15 protein-coding genes are annotated in these 16,578 nt (G+C 57.6%); 7 read left to right on the forward strand and 8 right to left on the reverse strand.

The features are described 5' to 3' along the window. Positions 1–98 precede the first annotated feature (98 nt). Entirely contained in the window at positions 99–2,354 is a 2,256-nt protein-coding gene (gene ybiO / locus WFK85_RS02535; protein ID WP_336708561.1) for a mechanosensitive channel protein, read from the forward strand. On the opposite strand, the gene rlmF is transcribed toward ybiO, so the two are convergent. Continuing rightward, complete coding sequence (gene rlmF / locus WFK85_RS02540; RefSeq protein ID WP_336708562.1) at positions 2,355–3,296, reverse strand: 23S rRNA (adenine(1618)-N(6))-methyltransferase RlmF; 942 nt, start codon at positions 3,294–3,296, stop codon at positions 2,355–2,357. It lies immediately after the preceding gene. A gap of 101 nt (positions 3,297–3,397) precedes the next feature. Here rlmF and WFK85_RS02545 point away from each other — a divergent pair, with 101 nt between their 5' ends. The 5 genes from WFK85_RS02545 (at position 3,398) to WFK85_RS02565 (ending at position 8,388) form a co-directional block, all read left to right on the forward strand. Next, positions 3,398–4,024 carry a flavin reductase family protein gene (locus WFK85_RS02545; protein ID WP_166995436.1) on the forward strand — a complete coding sequence of 209 codons (627 nt, stop codon included), beginning with the start codon at positions 3,398–3,400 and terminating at the stop codon, positions 4,022–4,024. A 192-nt stretch (positions 4,025–4,216) separates the two neighbouring features. Then, positions 4,217–4,474 (forward strand): DUF1471 family periplasmic protein McbA, encoded by a 258-nt coding sequence (gene mcbA, locus WFK85_RS02550; RefSeq protein WP_008461021.1) that lies wholly within the window; start codon positions 4,217–4,219, stop codon positions 4,472–4,474. A 192-nt stretch (positions 4,475–4,666) separates the two neighbouring features. After that, the gene (celB, locus tag WFK85_RS02555; protein WP_336708564.1) at positions 4,667–5,932 is read left to right on the forward strand and encodes a PTS cellobiose transporter subunit IIC; all 1,266 of its coding nucleotides are present in this window, start codon (positions 4,667–4,669) and stop codon (positions 5,930–5,932) included. Positions 5,933–5,980: 48 nt separating this feature from the next. Further along, positions 5,981–6,949 carry a N(4)-(beta-N-acetylglucosaminyl)-L-asparaginase gene (locus WFK85_RS02560; RefSeq protein ID WP_336708566.1) on the forward strand — a complete coding sequence of 323 codons (969 nt, stop codon included), beginning with the start codon at positions 5,981–5,983 and terminating at the stop codon, positions 6,947–6,949. Beyond that, entirely contained in the window at positions 6,946–8,388 is a 1,443-nt protein-coding gene (locus tag WFK85_RS02565; protein WP_336708568.1) for a leucyl aminopeptidase, read from the forward strand. The genes WFK85_RS02560 and WFK85_RS02565 overlap by 4 nt, the downstream gene beginning before the upstream one ends. A gap of 193 nt (positions 8,389–8,581) precedes the next feature. On the opposite strand, the gene WFK85_RS02570 is transcribed toward WFK85_RS02565, so the two are convergent. Continuing rightward, entirely contained in the window at positions 8,582–9,415 is an 834-nt protein-coding gene (locus tag WFK85_RS02570) for a helix-turn-helix domain-containing protein (RefSeq protein ID WP_336708570.1), read from the reverse strand. Between the two features lie 361 nt (positions 9,416–9,776). Between WFK85_RS02570 and ybiJ the strand changes: the two genes are divergently transcribed. Next, the gene (gene ybiJ, locus WFK85_RS02575) at positions 9,777–10,037 is read left to right on the forward strand and encodes a DUF1471 family protein YbiJ (RefSeq protein ID WP_008461011.1); all 261 of its coding nucleotides are present in this window, start codon (positions 9,777–9,779) and stop codon (positions 10,035–10,037) included. Between the two features lie 129 nt (positions 10,038–10,166). Here the strand turns inward: ybiJ and ybiB are convergent, their stop codons facing one another. The 6 genes from ybiB to WFK85_RS02605 all read right to left on the reverse strand — a co-directional run bounded on the left by ybiB (position 10,167) and on the right by WFK85_RS02605 (position 16,495). Further along, entirely contained in the window at positions 10,167–11,129 is a 963-nt protein-coding gene (gene ybiB, locus WFK85_RS02580) for a DNA-binding protein YbiB (protein ID WP_166995427.1), read from the reverse strand. A 14-nt stretch (positions 11,130–11,143) separates the two neighbouring features. Beyond that, entirely contained in the window at positions 11,144–13,303 is a 2,160-nt protein-coding gene (dinG, locus tag WFK85_RS02585) for an ATP-dependent DNA helicase DinG (RefSeq protein ID WP_166995425.1), read from the reverse strand. A gap of 195 nt (positions 13,304–13,498) precedes the next feature. Next, complete coding sequence (locus tag WFK85_RS02590) at positions 13,499–13,897, reverse strand: CesT family type III secretion system chaperone (RefSeq protein WP_008461007.1); 399 nt, start codon at positions 13,895–13,897, stop codon at positions 13,499–13,501. Between the two features lie 2 nt (positions 13,898–13,899). Further along, positions 13,900–15,279, reverse strand: a complete 1,380-nt coding sequence (locus tag WFK85_RS02595; RefSeq protein WP_336708574.1) for a hypothetical protein — start codon at positions 15,277–15,279, stop codon at positions 13,900–13,902. Between the two features lie 77 nt (positions 15,280–15,356). After that, positions 15,357–15,992 (reverse strand): XopG/HopH/AvrPtoH family type III secretion system effector, encoded by a 636-nt coding sequence (gene xopG, locus WFK85_RS02600; protein WP_008461005.1) that lies wholly within the window; start codon positions 15,990–15,992, stop codon positions 15,357–15,359. Positions 15,993–16,012: 20 nt separating this feature from the next. Continuing rightward, complete coding sequence (locus WFK85_RS02605; RefSeq protein WP_336708576.1) at positions 16,013–16,495, reverse strand: CesT family type III secretion system chaperone; 483 nt, start codon at positions 16,493–16,495, stop codon at positions 16,013–16,015. Between the last annotated feature and the right edge of the window lie 83 nt (positions 16,496–16,578).

A 16,578-nucleotide genomic window follows, 5' to 3' on the forward strand; every position in this document is an offset into this window, starting at 1 on the left:
GCCCTGATTTTTCTGGAATCATCCCGCTTTTCTCCTCGCCAAAATCTCAGCCACTATACTTACTCCTTTGTCAGATTTTCTCAGTCCGGAGGAGCGCTGTGCGATGGATCCTGATATTACTGTTTAGCTTGATGAGCCTGCCCGGCCATGCAGTCACCTTACCCGCTGCCGCCGTTGCCGCCTCGACATCCCAGGGCAGCGCCGTACAAACAGAACCCAGCGTAGAAGAAAAGAAAAAAGCGTACTCGGCGCTCGCCGACGTGCTGGACAACCCAAAGTCCCGGAGTGAACTCATCGAGCAGCTTCGCAAAGTCGCCGCTGACGGCACCTCACAGACCATGCCGGTTATTGCCCCACCGGATACGCTCACTGAAGACAAAACCGTGCTCGAAAACGTCACCGACGTCAGCCGCCGCTATGGGGGAGAACTTACGCAGCGTTTTGAGCTGCTCCAGCAAAATATCGCCAGCGCACCGAGGAAAGCCTTTAACCAGCAGACTTTCTTCAATGCGCTGAGCCACTTCGCGATGCTCGCCAGCGCCGTTTTTGTGTTCTATTTCTTGCTTCGCGCCGGCGTCAGGCCGCTGTGGGCCAAAATGGGCGACTGGGGACGAAGAAAAAACCGCGATCATACCAACTGGCTTCACCTGCCGGTGACCATCCTCGGCGCCTTTGCGGTGGACATCCTGCTGCTGGCGTTAACGCTATTCGTCGGGCAGCTCCTGAGTGACAAAATGAACGCAGGCAACGCCACTATCGCGCGCCAGCAGGGGCTATTTCTTAATGCCTTTGGGCTTATCGAGTTCTTCAAGGCTGTTCTGCGCCTCATTTTCAGCCCGCGTTTCCCGGCGCTACGCCCCTTCCCCATTGGCGACCAGGGCGCCCGCTACTGGAGTATTCGCCTTTCCTGGCTAAGTACCATCATCGGCTACGGGTTATTGGTGGTGGTGCCGATTCTCGCCAATCAGGTCAACGCCCAGATCAGCGCCATGGTTAACGTGGTGGTCATGCTACTGATTACCGTCTGGGCGCTATATCTGATTTTTCACAACAAACGCGCCATCCAGCAAAGCCTGATTCACCTGGCAGATCGCTCAATGAGCTTCTTTAGCCTGTTTATTCGTGCTTTTGCGCTCATCTGGCACTGGCTCGCTTGTCTCTATTTTGTGGTGCTGTTTTTCCTTTCGCTTTTCGATCCGGGCAACAGCCTGAAATTTATGATGGGCGCCTCACTGCACAGCCTGACCATCATCGGCGTGGCGGCGTTTATCTCCGGCATGCTTTCGCGCTGGATAGCAAAAACCATCACCCTTTCTCCACAGGTGCAGCGCAATTACCCCGAGCTGCAAAAGCGTCTTAATGGCTGGATCTCCGTCTCGCTGAAGCTGGCACGTATTCTTACCGTTTGCGTCGCAGTCATGCTGCTGCTGGACGCCTGGGGGCTTTTCGATGTCTGGCAATGGCTCACTGAGGGTGCGGGAGAAAAAACCGTCGATATACTGATCCGCATTGTACTGATCCTTTTCTTCTCGGCGGTAGGCTGGACGCTGCTGGCAAGCCTGATCGAAAACCGCCTTGCGTCGGATATCCACGGCCGCCCGATGACAAGCGCGCGAGCCCGCACGCTGCTAACGCTGTTCCGTAACGCGCTGGCCGTGGTGATCAGCACCATCACCATCATGATCTTGCTTTCTGAAATCGGCGTGAACATCGCACCTCTGCTGGCGGGGGCGGGGGCGCTGGGGCTAGCGATAAGCTTTGGTTCGCAAACCCTGGTGAAGGATATTATTACCGGGATATTCATTCAGTTTGAAAATGGGATGAATACCGGCGACTACGTCACCATCGGCGCGATTACAGGCACAGTCGAGAAAATGTCGATTCGTTCGGTGGGCGTACGCCAGGATACGGGGGCTTACCATATTATTCCGTGGTCATCGATAACGACCTTCGCCAACTTTGTCCGCGGGATTGGCTCTTTCGTCGCGAACTACGACGTCGACAGGCAGGAGGACGTGGACAACGCCAACCGGGTACTGAAAGAAGCCGTGGACGCGCTGATGGGCCAGGAAGATATTCGTCTGCTGGTCATTGGCGAGCCGTTGTTCTCAGGCATTGTGGGGCTGACGAACCAGGCCTTCACAGTACGCGTGACCTTTACCACCCTGCCGCTAAAACAGTGGACGGTGCGCTACGCGCTCGACGGAATGGTCAAAAAACACTTTGATGAAGCGGGCATCAGGCCCCCGGTGCAAACCGTGCAGGTCATGCAGCCGGGTGCCGATGCAGCACAGGCGCAACAGGCCACAGAGGCGGCGGCCGGCGCGCTGCCGCCCACCAGCACAGCCAACTAATCATTTCCCGCGGGTTTTCGCCCAGCGTGCGCGCTGGGCATCATCCATAAAGCTCCAGGCAATAAAACGGCTCTGTTTTTGCCCCTGTGCCATCTCTTTTTTCACCACTTTCACCACGCCGTTTTCCTGCATCACGCGGTACAGCGCAGGCAGGTTTTCACCTTTTGAAACCAGCGACGTAAACCACAGCACCTGGCGGCCAAACGCTTTACTTTCTTTGATCATCTGGCTGACGAAGGCCACTTCGCCCCCCTCGCACCACAGCTCCTGCTCACGACCACCAAAGTTCAGCGCGGCGCTTGCGTCCTGGCCAAGATTGCGGCGCTTACGCTCGCTGCCGCTGCGGGCCGCCTCGACTGAATCGTGGAATGGCGGATTACATAGCGTGGCATCATAGGTTTCATTTTTGTGGATGATGCCGTCCAGAATGCAGCCAGCATTTTTCTGGCGACGGAGACGGATCATGCGGCTAAGCCCAGGATTGCCGTCTACAATTTGCTGCGCGCTGCGAAACGCATCGCCGTCCAGCTCAGAGCCGGTAAAGCGCCAGCCGTATTCGTGCTGCCCGATGAGCGGATAAATGCAGTTCGCGCCGACGCCGATATCCAGGACGGAAGCCTGGGCAGGTACAACGCCGCCGTTGCCTTCCGCCAGCAGGTCGGCCAGATGGTGAATATAGTCCGCCCGGCCCGGCACTGGCGGGCAAAGGTACCCTTCGGGGATATCCCACTGCTTAACCTGATAAAAATGCGCCAACAGCGCCTGGTTCAGCGCCTTCACCGCCAGCGGATTTGCGAAGTCAACGGTTGTGTCGCCGTGCGGCCCCGGGCGTAAAAACTCGGCCAGCGCCGGGCTGCTCGCGGTTAATGCGGCAAAGTCATAGCGGCTACGGTGACGGTTACGCGGGTGCAAACCAGGTTTGGTGTCGGCAGGGGTTTTCATTGGGGCTTCTCCTTGTGTGGCCGCGTAAGATACTCTGCTCTCCGCGTCGGGTAAATACATCGCTGACGATTTGACCTTTCCAACATGAATTCAGGTGCGTAATGAGTAAAAAACGTTATTACTACGAGCCCTCGGAAGGCCACGGTTTACCACACGATCCGCTTAACGCCATTGTCGGGCCGCGCCCTATTGGCTGGATTTCCTCCTGCAACCTGCAGGGCCAGCGCAATCTCGCGCCGTACAGCTTCTTTAACTGCTTTAACTATCGTCCACCGATCATTGGTTTTTCCAGCACCGGCTGGAAAGACAGCGTCCAGAACATCCTCGACACCAAAGAATTCGTCTGGAACCTGGCCACGCGCCCGCTGGCAGAACAGATGAATGAAACCTCCGTCACGCTCCCCAGAGGAGAAGATGAGTTCCAGCGAGCGGGCCTGACGCCAATAGCAGGCACCAAGGTCAGCGCCAGCCTGGTGGCTGAAAGCCCGGTCAACTTTGAATGCCGCCTGTCGCAGTGCATTCGCCTGACCTCTGCCGACGGCGACGAGCTGAACAGCTGGCTGGTGCTGGGGGAAGTGGTTGCCGTACACATCGACGAACACCTGCTTATCGACGGCATCTACCAGACCGCGCTGGCGCAACCCGTGCTGCGGGCCGGAGGGCCAACCGCCTATTACACGGTTGATGAATCACAGCGTTTTGACCTGGTTCGCCCCGACGCGCGCTAAACCAGAAAAAAACAAATAAAATCAGCCACCTGGCTGTGGCTTTTTTGTCAGCATTTGGTCAAGTTTTATCGTTCAAAAAACACGCACAAGTCCATCAGTTTTTTGCGCCATCGCCTGCCCAAAGGGGAACTAGACTGTAATTGTAAGACAACAAAAAGGTGTTTTGCTCTCAACGCTCAAGAGGATGTAAAGATGAAAAAACTGCTGTATTTCTCTGCGGTTATCTCTCTTGCTGCACTGCCTTTTGCCTCCATGGCAGCCCAGGAAATGAGTAACGCAAACGTCGGACAGATGCAACCTTTTGGTACCGTCACCGCCAAAGCGTCTAACCTTGACGATCTCCAGGCTAAACTGGCTGAAAAAGCGAAGGAACAGGGTGCAACCGGCTATGTAATTAACTCCGCCGGCGGCGATAACCGCCTGTACGGCACCGCCACTATCTACAAATAGCCCGCGTTCCGGCCAACATAATGCCCTGCTTTGCGGGGCATTTTTATGGCACCTTTACCCTCAAACCATTTAAGCAATCATATGATACTTATATGGCTCATCTGTGAATTAACTCACTTTATTAGCCCCGAACAACCACTAAGGTAGAAGCACGCAAGAATTGTCTCTTGTGATTACTTACGGAGCGGTAAAATGAAAAACCTGATGGCCGCATTAGAAGCCCAGCTGATGCCGCTGGCTGCCAAAATGGCGCAGCAGCGCCACCTCGGCGCCATTCGCGACGCCTATATCTCGTTCATGCCGTTTATTATCGTTGGTTCCATTCTGCTGGTGATCTCGTCCTTCCCAAGTACCCATTACCAGCAGTTTATGGCTTCTGTTTTTGGTGAGGGGTGGTCCGCCACCGTTGAGATCCCTTTTAACGCCATCTTCTCTACGATGGCGGTGTTTATCAGTTTTCTGGTGGCCTACCGGCTGGCGGAACGCTACGACATCGACAGAATGTCATCGGGCATTTTGTCCCTCTCCTGCTTTCTGATCCTCACGCCTTTTGCGAAGCACCCGGACGTCGGCAACCTGATCCCGATGGAATGGCTGGGATCGAAGGGGCTGTTTGTGGCGATGCTAGGAGCGCTGGCGAGCACGGAGCTTTTTGCCTGGATGCTGCGCCAGAATTGGGTGATCAAAATGCCGGATGGCGTCCCACCGGCGGTGCAAAAATCCTTTGCCGCCCTCATCCCTTCGCTGCTGATTCTGATTGTCGCCCTGGCGGTTCGCGTCCTGTTTGCCAAAACCGACTACCACACCATTCACCAGTTCGTGTATGAAGTGCTGGCGACGCCGATTCGCCACTTCGGCACCTCTTACATTGGCGCACTGTTCACCTGTTTCAGCATCACCAGCCTGTGGTCGGTGGGGATCAACTCCGGCTCGATGGTCAACGGCATCCTCCGTCCGTTCTGGATGGAAAACCAAATGGATAACCTGGCCGCTACGCAGGCCGGGATGCCTCCCCCGCACGTAGTGACGGAACAGTTCTACGACATGATCTGGATGGGCGGCGCGGGCGCTACATTGTCTCTGGTGATTGCTATGCTGCTGTTTGCCCGCAGCCAGCACATCAAAAACGTTTCGCGCCTGGCCGTCGGCTCCTCCATCTTCAACATTAACGAGCCGGTGCTGTTTGGCCTGCCGGTCATCATGAACCCCGTCATGCTGATCCCGTTCAACCTTGTGCCGCTGGTCCTGGTCACCGTGCAGTACATCGCGATGTCCATTGGCATGGTAGCCACCACCACCGGGGTGTATATCCCCTGGACGCTGCCGCCGGTATTAAGCGGATTTATCGTCACCGGCCACCTGAGCGGCGCGGTTATCCAGATAATCAACCTGTGCATCGGAGCGCTGATTTATCTGCCGTTCCTGAAAGTGGTCGACCGGCAATATCGGGCCAATTAATCACCGGCTCAAGTGACTGAACGTAAACCCGCCACGGAGTAGTTAAACATGACGTTAGCAGCAAACTGGGGAACGATCGCCACCTGGCGTATGGCATGGGAAGGGATAGGTGAAGCGGCTGAACGGCTGCAGCAAGGCAGTTCGGCGAGCGATGCCGTCGTGCACGCGGTTAAATGCGTGGAAGATTACCCCTTCTATAAATCGGTCGGTTATGGCGGCCTGCCGAATGAACAAGGCGAAGTCGAACTCGACGCCGCCTTTATGGACGGTACCAGCCTCGCGCTCGGTGCCGTGGCGGGGGTAAAAAATATTGCCAATCCGATTCTGGTGGCCAAAGCCCTGAGCGAAGAGCGCTTCAACAGTTTTATGGTCGGCCAGGGTGCCGAAGCGTGGGCCAAAGATCGGGGTTTTGAAAGCAAAACCATGCTGACCGAGCGCGCGTACAACCATTACCTGAAGCGCAAGCGCGAAACACTGGATCGCGGCTTAAGCCCGTACACCGGGCACGACACCGTGGGGGTTATCGCCCTTGACGGCCAGCAAAGAATGTCGGTCGCCACCTCCACCAGCGGCCTGTTTATGAAACGCCCTGGCCGGGTGGGCGATTCCCCGGTCTCCGGCTCCGGCTTCTACGCCGACAGCGAAGTGGGTGCCGCGACGGCGACCGGCCTCGGGGAAGACCTGATGAAAGGCTGTATCAGCTATGAAATCGTCAGCCGCATGGCGCGCGGCATGTCTCCCCAGCGCGCGGCTGAGTCCGCCGTGTACGATCTTGAAGCCCGACTGATTGCCCGCTACGGCCGGGCAGGCGACCTGTCCGTCGTCTGCATGAACAACCGGGGCGAATACGGCGCGGCGACAACCATCGACAACTTCTCCTTCTCTGTTGCCACTCCAGCGCAGCCCGCCCATGTGTTTCTCACTACCAGGGACGGCAACCGCACGGTCATCCGCCCGGCAGACAGCGAATGGCTGGACGCCTATAAGCAGCGCATCACCGCGGAGGTAATCCAATGAAATGTATACTCGTTTCACCCGATGCAGCCTTTAACAACGCTCATCTTATCTTGTGGGACACTTCCCTAAGCCGCTGGCCAAACGCCCTGCAATCCTTGCTGGAAGAGATGTCAACCCACGATGAACCACAAACCACCACCTTTGGTTTACGGGGTATCTGTGCGCGGCTGTCGCTGCTGCCTTCAGCAGAAATCACTCAGCCAGCCGTACTTCGCCAGCTGCTTTCCGCCGCCGAAGCGCTGCTGCCCTCCCCTGTTTTGCAGCCCGTGGCGCTGGATCTCGCGGGCTTTAATCTGGCGGATGAAACCACCTTTGTTCGCCTGCGCACGCTGCTGATTGCCCTACTCAACCGCTTCTATCAGCTGCCGCAGCTGGGCTATCGCGAAGACGAACCGCAAAGCAATGGCGAGCTGTGGTTGATTACCGAACCCAATAATGCGCTGGCTCGCCGTCTGGCTTCCCAGGCCGAAGCCATCGCGCAGGGCATGCTGCTCTCTCGCCAGTTGGCGGATTTACCCGCGCTGAATTGTCGGCCACAGGATGTGGCGCTGCGGGCGGAAACCTGGGCCCGCCAACACCCGCAAACCCAGTGCGAGATTCTGGACGAGCAGGCCATTTTTGACCACGGACTCGGCTGCCTGCACGCCACGGGAAAAGGCAGCGTCAACCCTCCCCGGCTGGTGACGCTGCGCTGGCAGGGTGCCAGCGAAGAAGCGCCAGTTTACGCCCTCGTCGGGAAAGGGATCACCTTCGATACCGGCGGAATGTGGCTGAAAGAAGGTGAAGGCATGCGCACCATGAAATATGACATGTGCGGCGCGGCAGTGGTGTTCGGCATGATGGAAACGGTGAAGCGTCTTAAGCTGCCTATTAACGTCGTGGCCCTTATGGCGCTGGCGGAAAACATGCCCGGCAGCACGGCGATGATGCCGGGTGACGTCGTGCGCTCCTACTCGGGGGCCAGCGTAGAAATTATTAATACCGACGCCGAAGGGCGGCTGGTTCTCGCCGACGCGCTCAGCTACGCCGCAGCGCGTTTTAAGCCCGCCGAAATGATCGACGTCGCTACGCTGACCGGCGCGGTGGTCAAAGCGCTGGGCTACGATATTTCGGGATTAATGAGTAACAATGAAGCCCTAAGCCAGCGCCTGCAGCAGGCAGGTAGCCTGACACAGGATCGCGTCTGGCCGCTGCCGCTGGACGAAAGCTTTGACGGTCAGGTCAAAAGCGTCATTGCCGACTACACCAACACGCCACCCAACAACGCCGCCATTGCGGTGTCCGCCGCCCAGTTCCTGAGTAAGTTCTGCCCCCAGCGTCCGTGGGCACATCTGGACGTCAGCGGCACCGCGCTGTCGCGTGGGAAATTCACCCAGGCCAGCGGCCGCCCGGCACATTTGCTGACGCAGTATTTCCTGTCGCTGTGTGAAGGGAAATAGCGTTGCCATGAATTAAACGCCCCAATGGGGCGCTTCGACGACTGGCAAGCCTCTGACCAGAGAAGAAATATCAGGCCTCATGTTAAAAAAACAGGAAAATCAATTTGTTGATTTTCGGCTGATAACCACAAAGAGGGAAAAACCACGCTTTTTCTCTCTTTGTCAGCAACCTAAAGCGCCCCAATGGGGCGCTTTAACGATGGGAATGATGAAGTTTCAGCCACGCCTCGGGCGTCAGGTTTTTCAGCCTGCTGCGGATAACCCTTTTATTGAGCAGATCTTCAAACTCCAGCAGCACCGCCCCCAGCCCCAGCCGCTTATCAAAGCGCTCGCCGTTCAGCAGCGCTTCCAGCGCCTGGTGGTAATTGCCCTGCCCGGCCTTTTCCAGCCAGGCTTCCTGCTCCACAGCCTGTAAAGGCACGCTCAGTTCCCCTGCAAGCTTGTGCGTAAAAGAGCAAGATTTTGCCGTTAAAGAAAGTACGGCGAGCGGCAACCCTTCCCGCAAAAAGCCCACCAGCGGCTCAGCCACCTCTTCACTGCCGCGCTCGCGCAGCGCAACGGCCATATAGCCGGAGGTTCTTTCACTGAACACCAGCAGTTCACCTTGCTTATGGCTAATCGTCTCCGGCAGCGAGAAGGTATCCAGCGTAAAATGGCCCGGCGTCTGGCTGAGCGTTGGCTTAGCCATGCGCGACAGCTGCCAGTTTTGCAGCATACGGCTGACGCTTGCGCGGGAAATCCCCTGCTGAATCAGTAAGCGAGCAGCTTCGAGAAGTTCATCGAGGGAAAGCGCCAGGCGCACGCGCAGGAAGATCAGCATCGATTCCTGCTCGTGACTTAACGCCCGATGAATGGTATTCGGCCGGTGAGATTTGTCGTAACAGTCGTCGCGTTTACGCCAGCGCCGGACGGTATCGACCGAAATGTTCAGCTCCTCCGCCAGCTCGCCGTCCGTTTTCGCGGACTCCTGAATGTACTTTCGCGTACGCGGCGTTGTTGTGGCGTTGGAGTGCAGCTTTATCTCCATCGAACCTCATCCGTCGGGTTAAAAAGGAAAGAGAACAGTATAAAAGCTTCCCTGTCAGCTTACTGCGCAAATCATCAAAGTCAGGCTGAAAAAGAGGCGCAAGCGATTGCACATCAGGTAAGACCAGCGCTGGCAAAAAGAGTAGCAAAATGTGCGCAAACTAAGTATTTCCAGGGTTAACATCACGCAACGAAATTATTCACTCCGTAATTATCATTTATTTCAATACGTTATAACTAATTCAATTTTTTTGATTAAGGTCGTCAATTCTCTTCGATTTATTCTTCCACAGAAAAGTGTGACCATAATCACATCGACGGAACAACGTCACCTTAACAGAACAACCTGCGAGAATTTAGCCATGAAAACCATCAAATATGCTGTAGCTGCAATTGCTCTTTCTACTCTGTCTTTCGGTGCTTTCGCTGCCCAATCCGTAAACGAAGCCCAGGCGCAGAACCTGAATAAAATTGGCGTTGTTTCCGCCACTGGCGCAACAACTCTGGATGGCCTGGAAGCAAAACTGGCCGCTAAAGCAGAAGCCGCTGGCGCAAGCTCTTACGCGATTACTTCTGCCAACACCGAAGGCCAAATGAGCGGCACCGCGGTTATCTACAAATAATCCCGCGCTCAAGTAATACCCTCATCAAGGCTGGTACCCTCATCGGCCTTGATAGCACTACCCTTGTTTAACCCTGATGTTACCCTTGTTTGCCCGCGATGCCTGTCGCGGGCTTTTTTTGTTTAGCATTCAGAATACGTCGGCAACCCGCGCCAGGCCGGCCTCAAGCGTTACAGCCTCTCCGGTAGCAACCAGGCAACAGGCCATCTGAATTTTCAGCGACTGCGGGACCGGCTCAACGCCCGCCACGCAGCGCTCAATCCAGCGGGCAGTGACTTCAGGATCTTTGCCTGATGGCAGCACGACGCCTTCGTGTTCGGCTTGCCGTTCGCTCACGATGCGGGTGCCCTGTCCATCAATCAGCGTTATTTGCGGGCAGCGCAGCGGGTTGGCGTACACTTCACCTTCGGTGCCATGCATTAACAGCCCCCGCCCGCCGATATCAGCAAAAAACTTCGCCACTTTCGGCACATATTCCGGGTGAGAAACGCTGGCCAAACGCAGCGCGGCCTCCTCCTCAAACGGCGTGGCCAGCTTCGCCAGCGTGTGCGCGCTGTTACGCACCCCCATGCGCCAGCGCATTGCCAGCTGGTTTTCCATCGGCGGGCAAAGCGCGCCAATCGGCAGATAGACGGGATGATGAGATTCAAGCTTCGCCTGTGCCTGTCCGGCGTGGCGGGTCGGCTCAATACCCAGCAGCGTAAAGATGGTTTCCGTCAGCACTCGGGTGGGATCTTCACTCACGCCGTGGATCACAACCGGGTAACCCAGTTTGTTGAGCAAAAGCGCCAGCAGCGGCGTGAGGTTAGCCTGCTTGCGGGCGCCGTTATAGGAAGGAATGACAATCGGCATCGGCTTGCCGGGCGGCGGCGTGAGCGTAATGACATGCTGCTTCATCGCCTCATAAAAACCGAGCATCTCCGCTTCGCCTTCGCCCTTAATACGCAGGGCAATCAGCACCCCGCCCAGCTCAAGGTCAGGCACTTCGCCCTTCAGCATGTGGCTATACAGCCCGCGCGCCGTATCAAAATCGAGATCTCTGGCGTGGTTTTTCCCACGGCCAATTTCTTTAATGATTTTGCGATAGTCCATCCAGACTCTCCTTGCTATTTCTTGCTCACACGTTTGCGCCGTACAGTGTGTTTCGGCGTCGTTATTATCACTTTTGCTTCCGGCGCGTCGGGCTGTTCAATCGGGAACACCGGCAGCGCGGCCAGCAGACGCTCGCCGTAGCGTTTACTCAGCAGGCGGCGGTCGTAAATGACTATCTCACCATAGCAGGCGTGGCTACGAATTAAACGCCCAACTTGTTGAATCAGATTAAAAGAGGCGCTGGGCAAACTCTGCACTTCAAAAGGATAGCGGTTGAGGCTTTTCAGCCACTCTCCTTCGGTGACCACCACCGGGCTGTCTACCGGCGGGAAGGCAATCTTATGGATGTGCACCTGAGTCAGCAGCTCGCCTTTCAGATCCAGCCCTTCGGCAAAAGATTGCAGGCCAATCAACACGCTGGTTTCCCCGGCCTGAACGCGCTGGCGATGCAGCTCCACCAGACGGTAACGGGGCTGATCGCCCTGCACCAGCAGCATCAGCCGCAGATCGGTGACGTGGGTTAAAAACTGCTGCATGGCGCGGCCGCTGGCGAACAGCACCAGCATCGCTTTATGCTCGCCCTGTGCCAGTTGCGCCCGGAAGAAGGCCGCCATCTCGGCAATATGCTGCGCCTCGTGCTCCATCAGCGGCTCAAAGCGCATTTTGGGGATAACGATTTTCCCTTGCTCAATATGATTAAACGGCGAGTCCAGATGGATAAACCGGTCGCCCGCTTTCTCACGCAGGCCGCTCATCTCCTGCAGGCGATCAAAGCGGTTGAGCGAGCGCAGCGTGGCGGAGGTCACAATCACATGCGGCACTTTGCGCCACAGCATTTTTTCCAGCTGATCGCTGACGCGGATCCCCACGCAGTGGAAGAACAGATGCGGCTGCCCCTCGCGGATTTCACGCGTCACCCACTTCGACACCGGCGCGCCGGAGGCCTGCTCCATCGCCGCCAGCTTCCACAGCTTGCTCTGCGCTTCAAAGAAGCCTAGCGCCCGGTTCATTTGCAGCAGCGCCCGGTGCAGGCGCACGATATCGTGGCTGGCGGTTTTTTCGCTCAAATCGTTGAGCAACGCTTCCGACAGGCCGCGCAGCGCCTCCATCAGCTTCGCGAGGCGCTGGCAAATCACCATGATCTCTTCGGGCAGGACGCCCATTTCAAAGCGGTGTTCGCCTTCCCGTTCCCCCGGCAGCCAAAGGCTAACGATCGCGTTAAACGACTGCAGCAGCTCGTACACTTCGTCGCAGTGATTGGTCAGACGTTCAGGCACGGTCAGCGGCGGCGGGCTTTTGGGCCGGAACTGCGCCATGCAGGTTTCCACCAGCTTGCTGAACAGGTCGAGCTGCAGGCGGCTGTAGCCCGGCGTTATCTCCGCGCTCATCTCCAGCGCGTCGCGAGCAACGTCCGCCAGATGATGGCCTTCGTCCAGCACCAGCAGCAGATTTTTCGCCTCCGGCAGCACCGCGTCGCTTTCCAGCGCCGCCATCACCAGCGCGTGGTTGGCCACGACCACTTCCGCCTCGTCGATTTCCCGGCGGGCCACAAAGAACGGGCACTCTTTATACCAGTGGCAGTTTCGCCCCAGGCAGCTGGCTTTATCGGTGCTTAGCCGTCGCCAGAGATCGTCGTCAATCGCCTCATCGGTGTGATCCCGCAGCCCGTCCCATTTATAGCCGTCGAGGCTGGCTTTAAGTTTGGCGCAGCGCTGCTGTTCGGCTTTGCTGGTCGGCGACATGTCATCGTCCAGAAACGCCAGCAGATCGCCCTGCGTAAAGTTATCGGTCGCCAGCGCGGCCAGATTGCGCGGGCACACGTAACGCCCGCGGCCAAAGGCGGCGGTAAACTTCAGGTCAGGAATGATTTTGCGCAGCAGCGGCAGATCTTTGCTGTAAATTTGATCCTGCAGCGCCACGTTGGCGGTGCTGACCACCAGCGTTTTTTGATCCCCTCTGGCGATAGCAATGCCGGGGATCAGGTAAGAGAGGGTTTTGCCGACGCCGGTCGGCGCTTCAATAGCCAGATGCCGCCCTTCTTCACCGGCAAGGGTCTTCGCCACCTCGGCGATCATCTGCCGCTGAGGCGCTCGCGGAATAAAATCCGGGATCTGCTGCTGTAACGCCTTATACCAGGCACCTATTTGCGCTTTTTGCGCCGACGACAAAGCCATAACATCACTTCTTTCTCTGGATAATTTAAGTCACAGAACGGCGTCTGTGGCCCGAATTATGACGAGATACTGTATAAACAGCCACTATTGTTTTACTTTTACTCCCCTGACCCTGCCGTTTTTTGCCTCTTCCTGGAGGTTCATTCAGAAAAACGTTTTAACCGCACGAAGGCGGCTAAAACGTGAGGATCGCGGTTAAACCAACCACGCGGCCAGCTTTTCGGCCTGCTGCGCAAAGCGGTTAAACAGCCGCTTGAGCACTTCCGGCTCCAACTGATGGAACGGCAGACTGCTCCACTGCACAACCTGCTGCTGGTCGGGCAGCAGCCCGGTGAGCACCGGGGGATAATCCATCCCCAGCAGATTAGCCTGCAGCAGCACCGTCAGCGTGTCGGTATCGCTCAGCCGGGTGGGCTGAACGGGCAGCATGCAGCTCAGCAGCAGGTGCCCAACCGGCGATTCGCTGATCTCCAGCGTCACGCCCTCGCCAAGCTCAACGGAATAGCCTTCTGCGTTCTCAAGCTCGACTCTTTGCCCCAGCTCATCGGTCAACAGCGGCTGCAAAACTTGCGCTAATTTTGAAGGTGCGGGCATCGTTAGTTACCTATGATTCGCCGGAAAGCGGCAGTGACTGAGTTAGATCGAGGCCGGGTTCGGGCCGGGGCTGGTGCAGTGCCGTAGACATCCGGCGGAATAACCGGCGGCTCACGGTAAACCGGTCGGCTTGCCATCGCGTGCATAGGCGCATGGGCGTGCACCGGCGGCGGGCCATAGCTGTAAACCGGCGCTGCAGCTGGCGGTGGGCCGTAGCTATAAACCGGTGCAGCCGTTGGCGGCGGGCCGTAGTTGAACGCGGGGGCATGACCCGGCAGCGGAACCGTGCTGTACATCCCTCCAGGCGCGGGAGGCGGTGGGGCATAAATGGGCATCGGGGCCGGACGAATATCGACGGAGTTTGCCCGGCGACGAGGGGCTGCGGGGGGAACCGCATTGGATGCCGTTCTCGGGCGGCGGCCACGGGAAGAAGATTCCGCGGCGAACGATTCCGTGCGCTGACGAGGCCGATCGTTACTGGTGAACGTTGGCGCAGGTGTCCCACGCTGCTGCGCATCTACCGCAGCCTGAGGCCCGATCATTCGGGAACGCATCTGCCCGACGGACAGCGACTGGTCAAAATGTTGCACAACGCCCCGGCTGTCGGTGCCATCGTACTGAATACCCAGGTTGTTGGAGGCGTGCCGCTGCACGTATCCTGGCCCCGCCACCACCGAGTCCCGCAGCTTTTCAGGGCTTAGCTTCGCGAGTTTTGGCGCGGCCTTACGGAACGCTTTATCCACTTCCGCCTGCGTCGCTTTCTCGCCACGCAGCAGCTTCTCGCGAACATCATCGTCCCGGTGGCCAACAGGATACGTATGCAGTACGTGGTAACTGTCGCCGAATTTCGCGTCTTCTATCCGCATGGCTCGGCCAAATTCCGGCCAGGGGTCGGACACCACAGACCGCCCGTTCTCCCGCGGATCGCCGATGATCACAAAAGCGTGGTCGACATCGCGGTTATGCACCACGGAAACCGGCTGTTTGACGCGGGAGTTAGCCAGCAGTAGCGCATTCACCGCCGCCATTTCGCCACAGTTTCCCGCTCGAAACTTAGAGGCCTCCCAGGCGCGCACGGTGTAGTCCCCGATGCCCGTTTCCTTCTGCGACAGAAGCGTTCGCTTATAGGATTCGGCCATCGTGGCGCGAACATGGTTCTTTTGGTTACCCGACCCCATGTCCAGAATGCGCCAGGTATCATCTATTGCCTTATTGGCGTAATAGAGCGCGTCAGCCCGGCGCGACGACACGTTCACGGTGCAATCGAAATGCTGAGGGTTATTAGGCTCCAGCGCGAGGCGCATGGAAACCCGTCGGTTTGAGTTACCGCTTATCAGGCCTGGATCGACCCGCAGGCTGGTATCAACGTTGTTTAACGGCATGATATCTCCCCACTTTAGTTGTTGCGTCAACAGGTTATGTGGGGAGAGCGGCGCGGTGGTTCCTGCTGCGGAAGAATTTACCCTGCGGCGTACTGCCCGCGCAGCGGCAGGCCGTGCTCATGGCGAATACCGTTTTCGGACAGCGCTTCACCCGCATACTTGCCGATACCCACCGCGCGGGATTCCTCCTGCCCGGCCGGCGAGCCCGTATCGTAGCGGTCGGAAGTCCCTCCGGTGTAGGTCCCTTTCATCATGCGATAACCGTGAACCAGCTCATGGGCAAGCGACACAAAAGCCAGCGAGGGATCGTCCAGCAGGCTTGGGCGGCCGTGGGCATCGATAGCCACGGACTGCCGCGGGTTCCAGTCGACGCTGACGCTGGTCCCCTCGCCTTTTTTGCCGAGCGGCTGTTTTTGCGCTAATTGCGTCGCTTTTTTATTGTGCGCCTTATCGTACTCGCTGCCGGAGAGGTGAAACCGGCGGACCTGAGAGTCGGTCAGCACCGGGCGGGCAACCGTATTCGCCATCGCCGTGACTTTCACCTTAACGTACCGGCCCTGGGTACTGAGGTTACGCAGTTCGCCCACCAGGCTTCGGCCATTGGGCCGACTGAGCAGCTTATGCAAAGCGCTTTCGGCAGCGAGATAGTCTTCCGGGCGGTGATATTCAATGGCGATATGTGGCGCCACATGGCTGGCAGAAATCGTACTCATCTTTTCCCCTTGGTTGGACGTTAACGTCGCAGCATCAGCGCTTCAATCTGGCGGCGCTGAAGCCGATCTTTTTCTGTCTCCGGTGCAGCCTGGCGCTCACGCGGCGCGGCAGGCTGGCACCAGCGGCCAATCACCGACAGCGTCCAGCTCAACCGCTCCAACAAAGGCAGCAGCGTGTCGAGATGCAGTTCGTCCAGGGGTAACGCCGCCCAGACCACCAGCTGCGCACGCTCTTTATCGGCGGCAACGGTGATGGCTGGCTGCTGGTCAATGTTCAGGTTGGCCTGTAACAGCTCGAGAAGCAGCGCCTCGCCGGGATTATCCGGCAGCGCCAGCAGGCCCATCATCGCCAGCGTCAGGTTTTCCGTCAGCTCCAGGAAAACCTGCTGGCCGCTGTCGAGGGTTAACGAGTAGTAGCCCTGGGCGTTGTACACCATGCCAGGCGCATTCAGCTGTTTAAACAGCGGCTGGAGTTTGTGGTAGAGCTGCTCGGCAATCACCATGATTTCACCTGTCGGTCAGGAACATGGGGCGTGAGTGAGCGGCAGGCGAAGTGGGTTCCAGGGGAAACTTGTAACAAGCTGCA

The sequence above is a fragment of the Cedecea sp. VD22 genome (genome assembly GCF_037150195.1).
GTDB lineage: Bacteria > Pseudomonadota > Gammaproteobacteria > Enterobacterales > Enterobacteriaceae > Cedecea.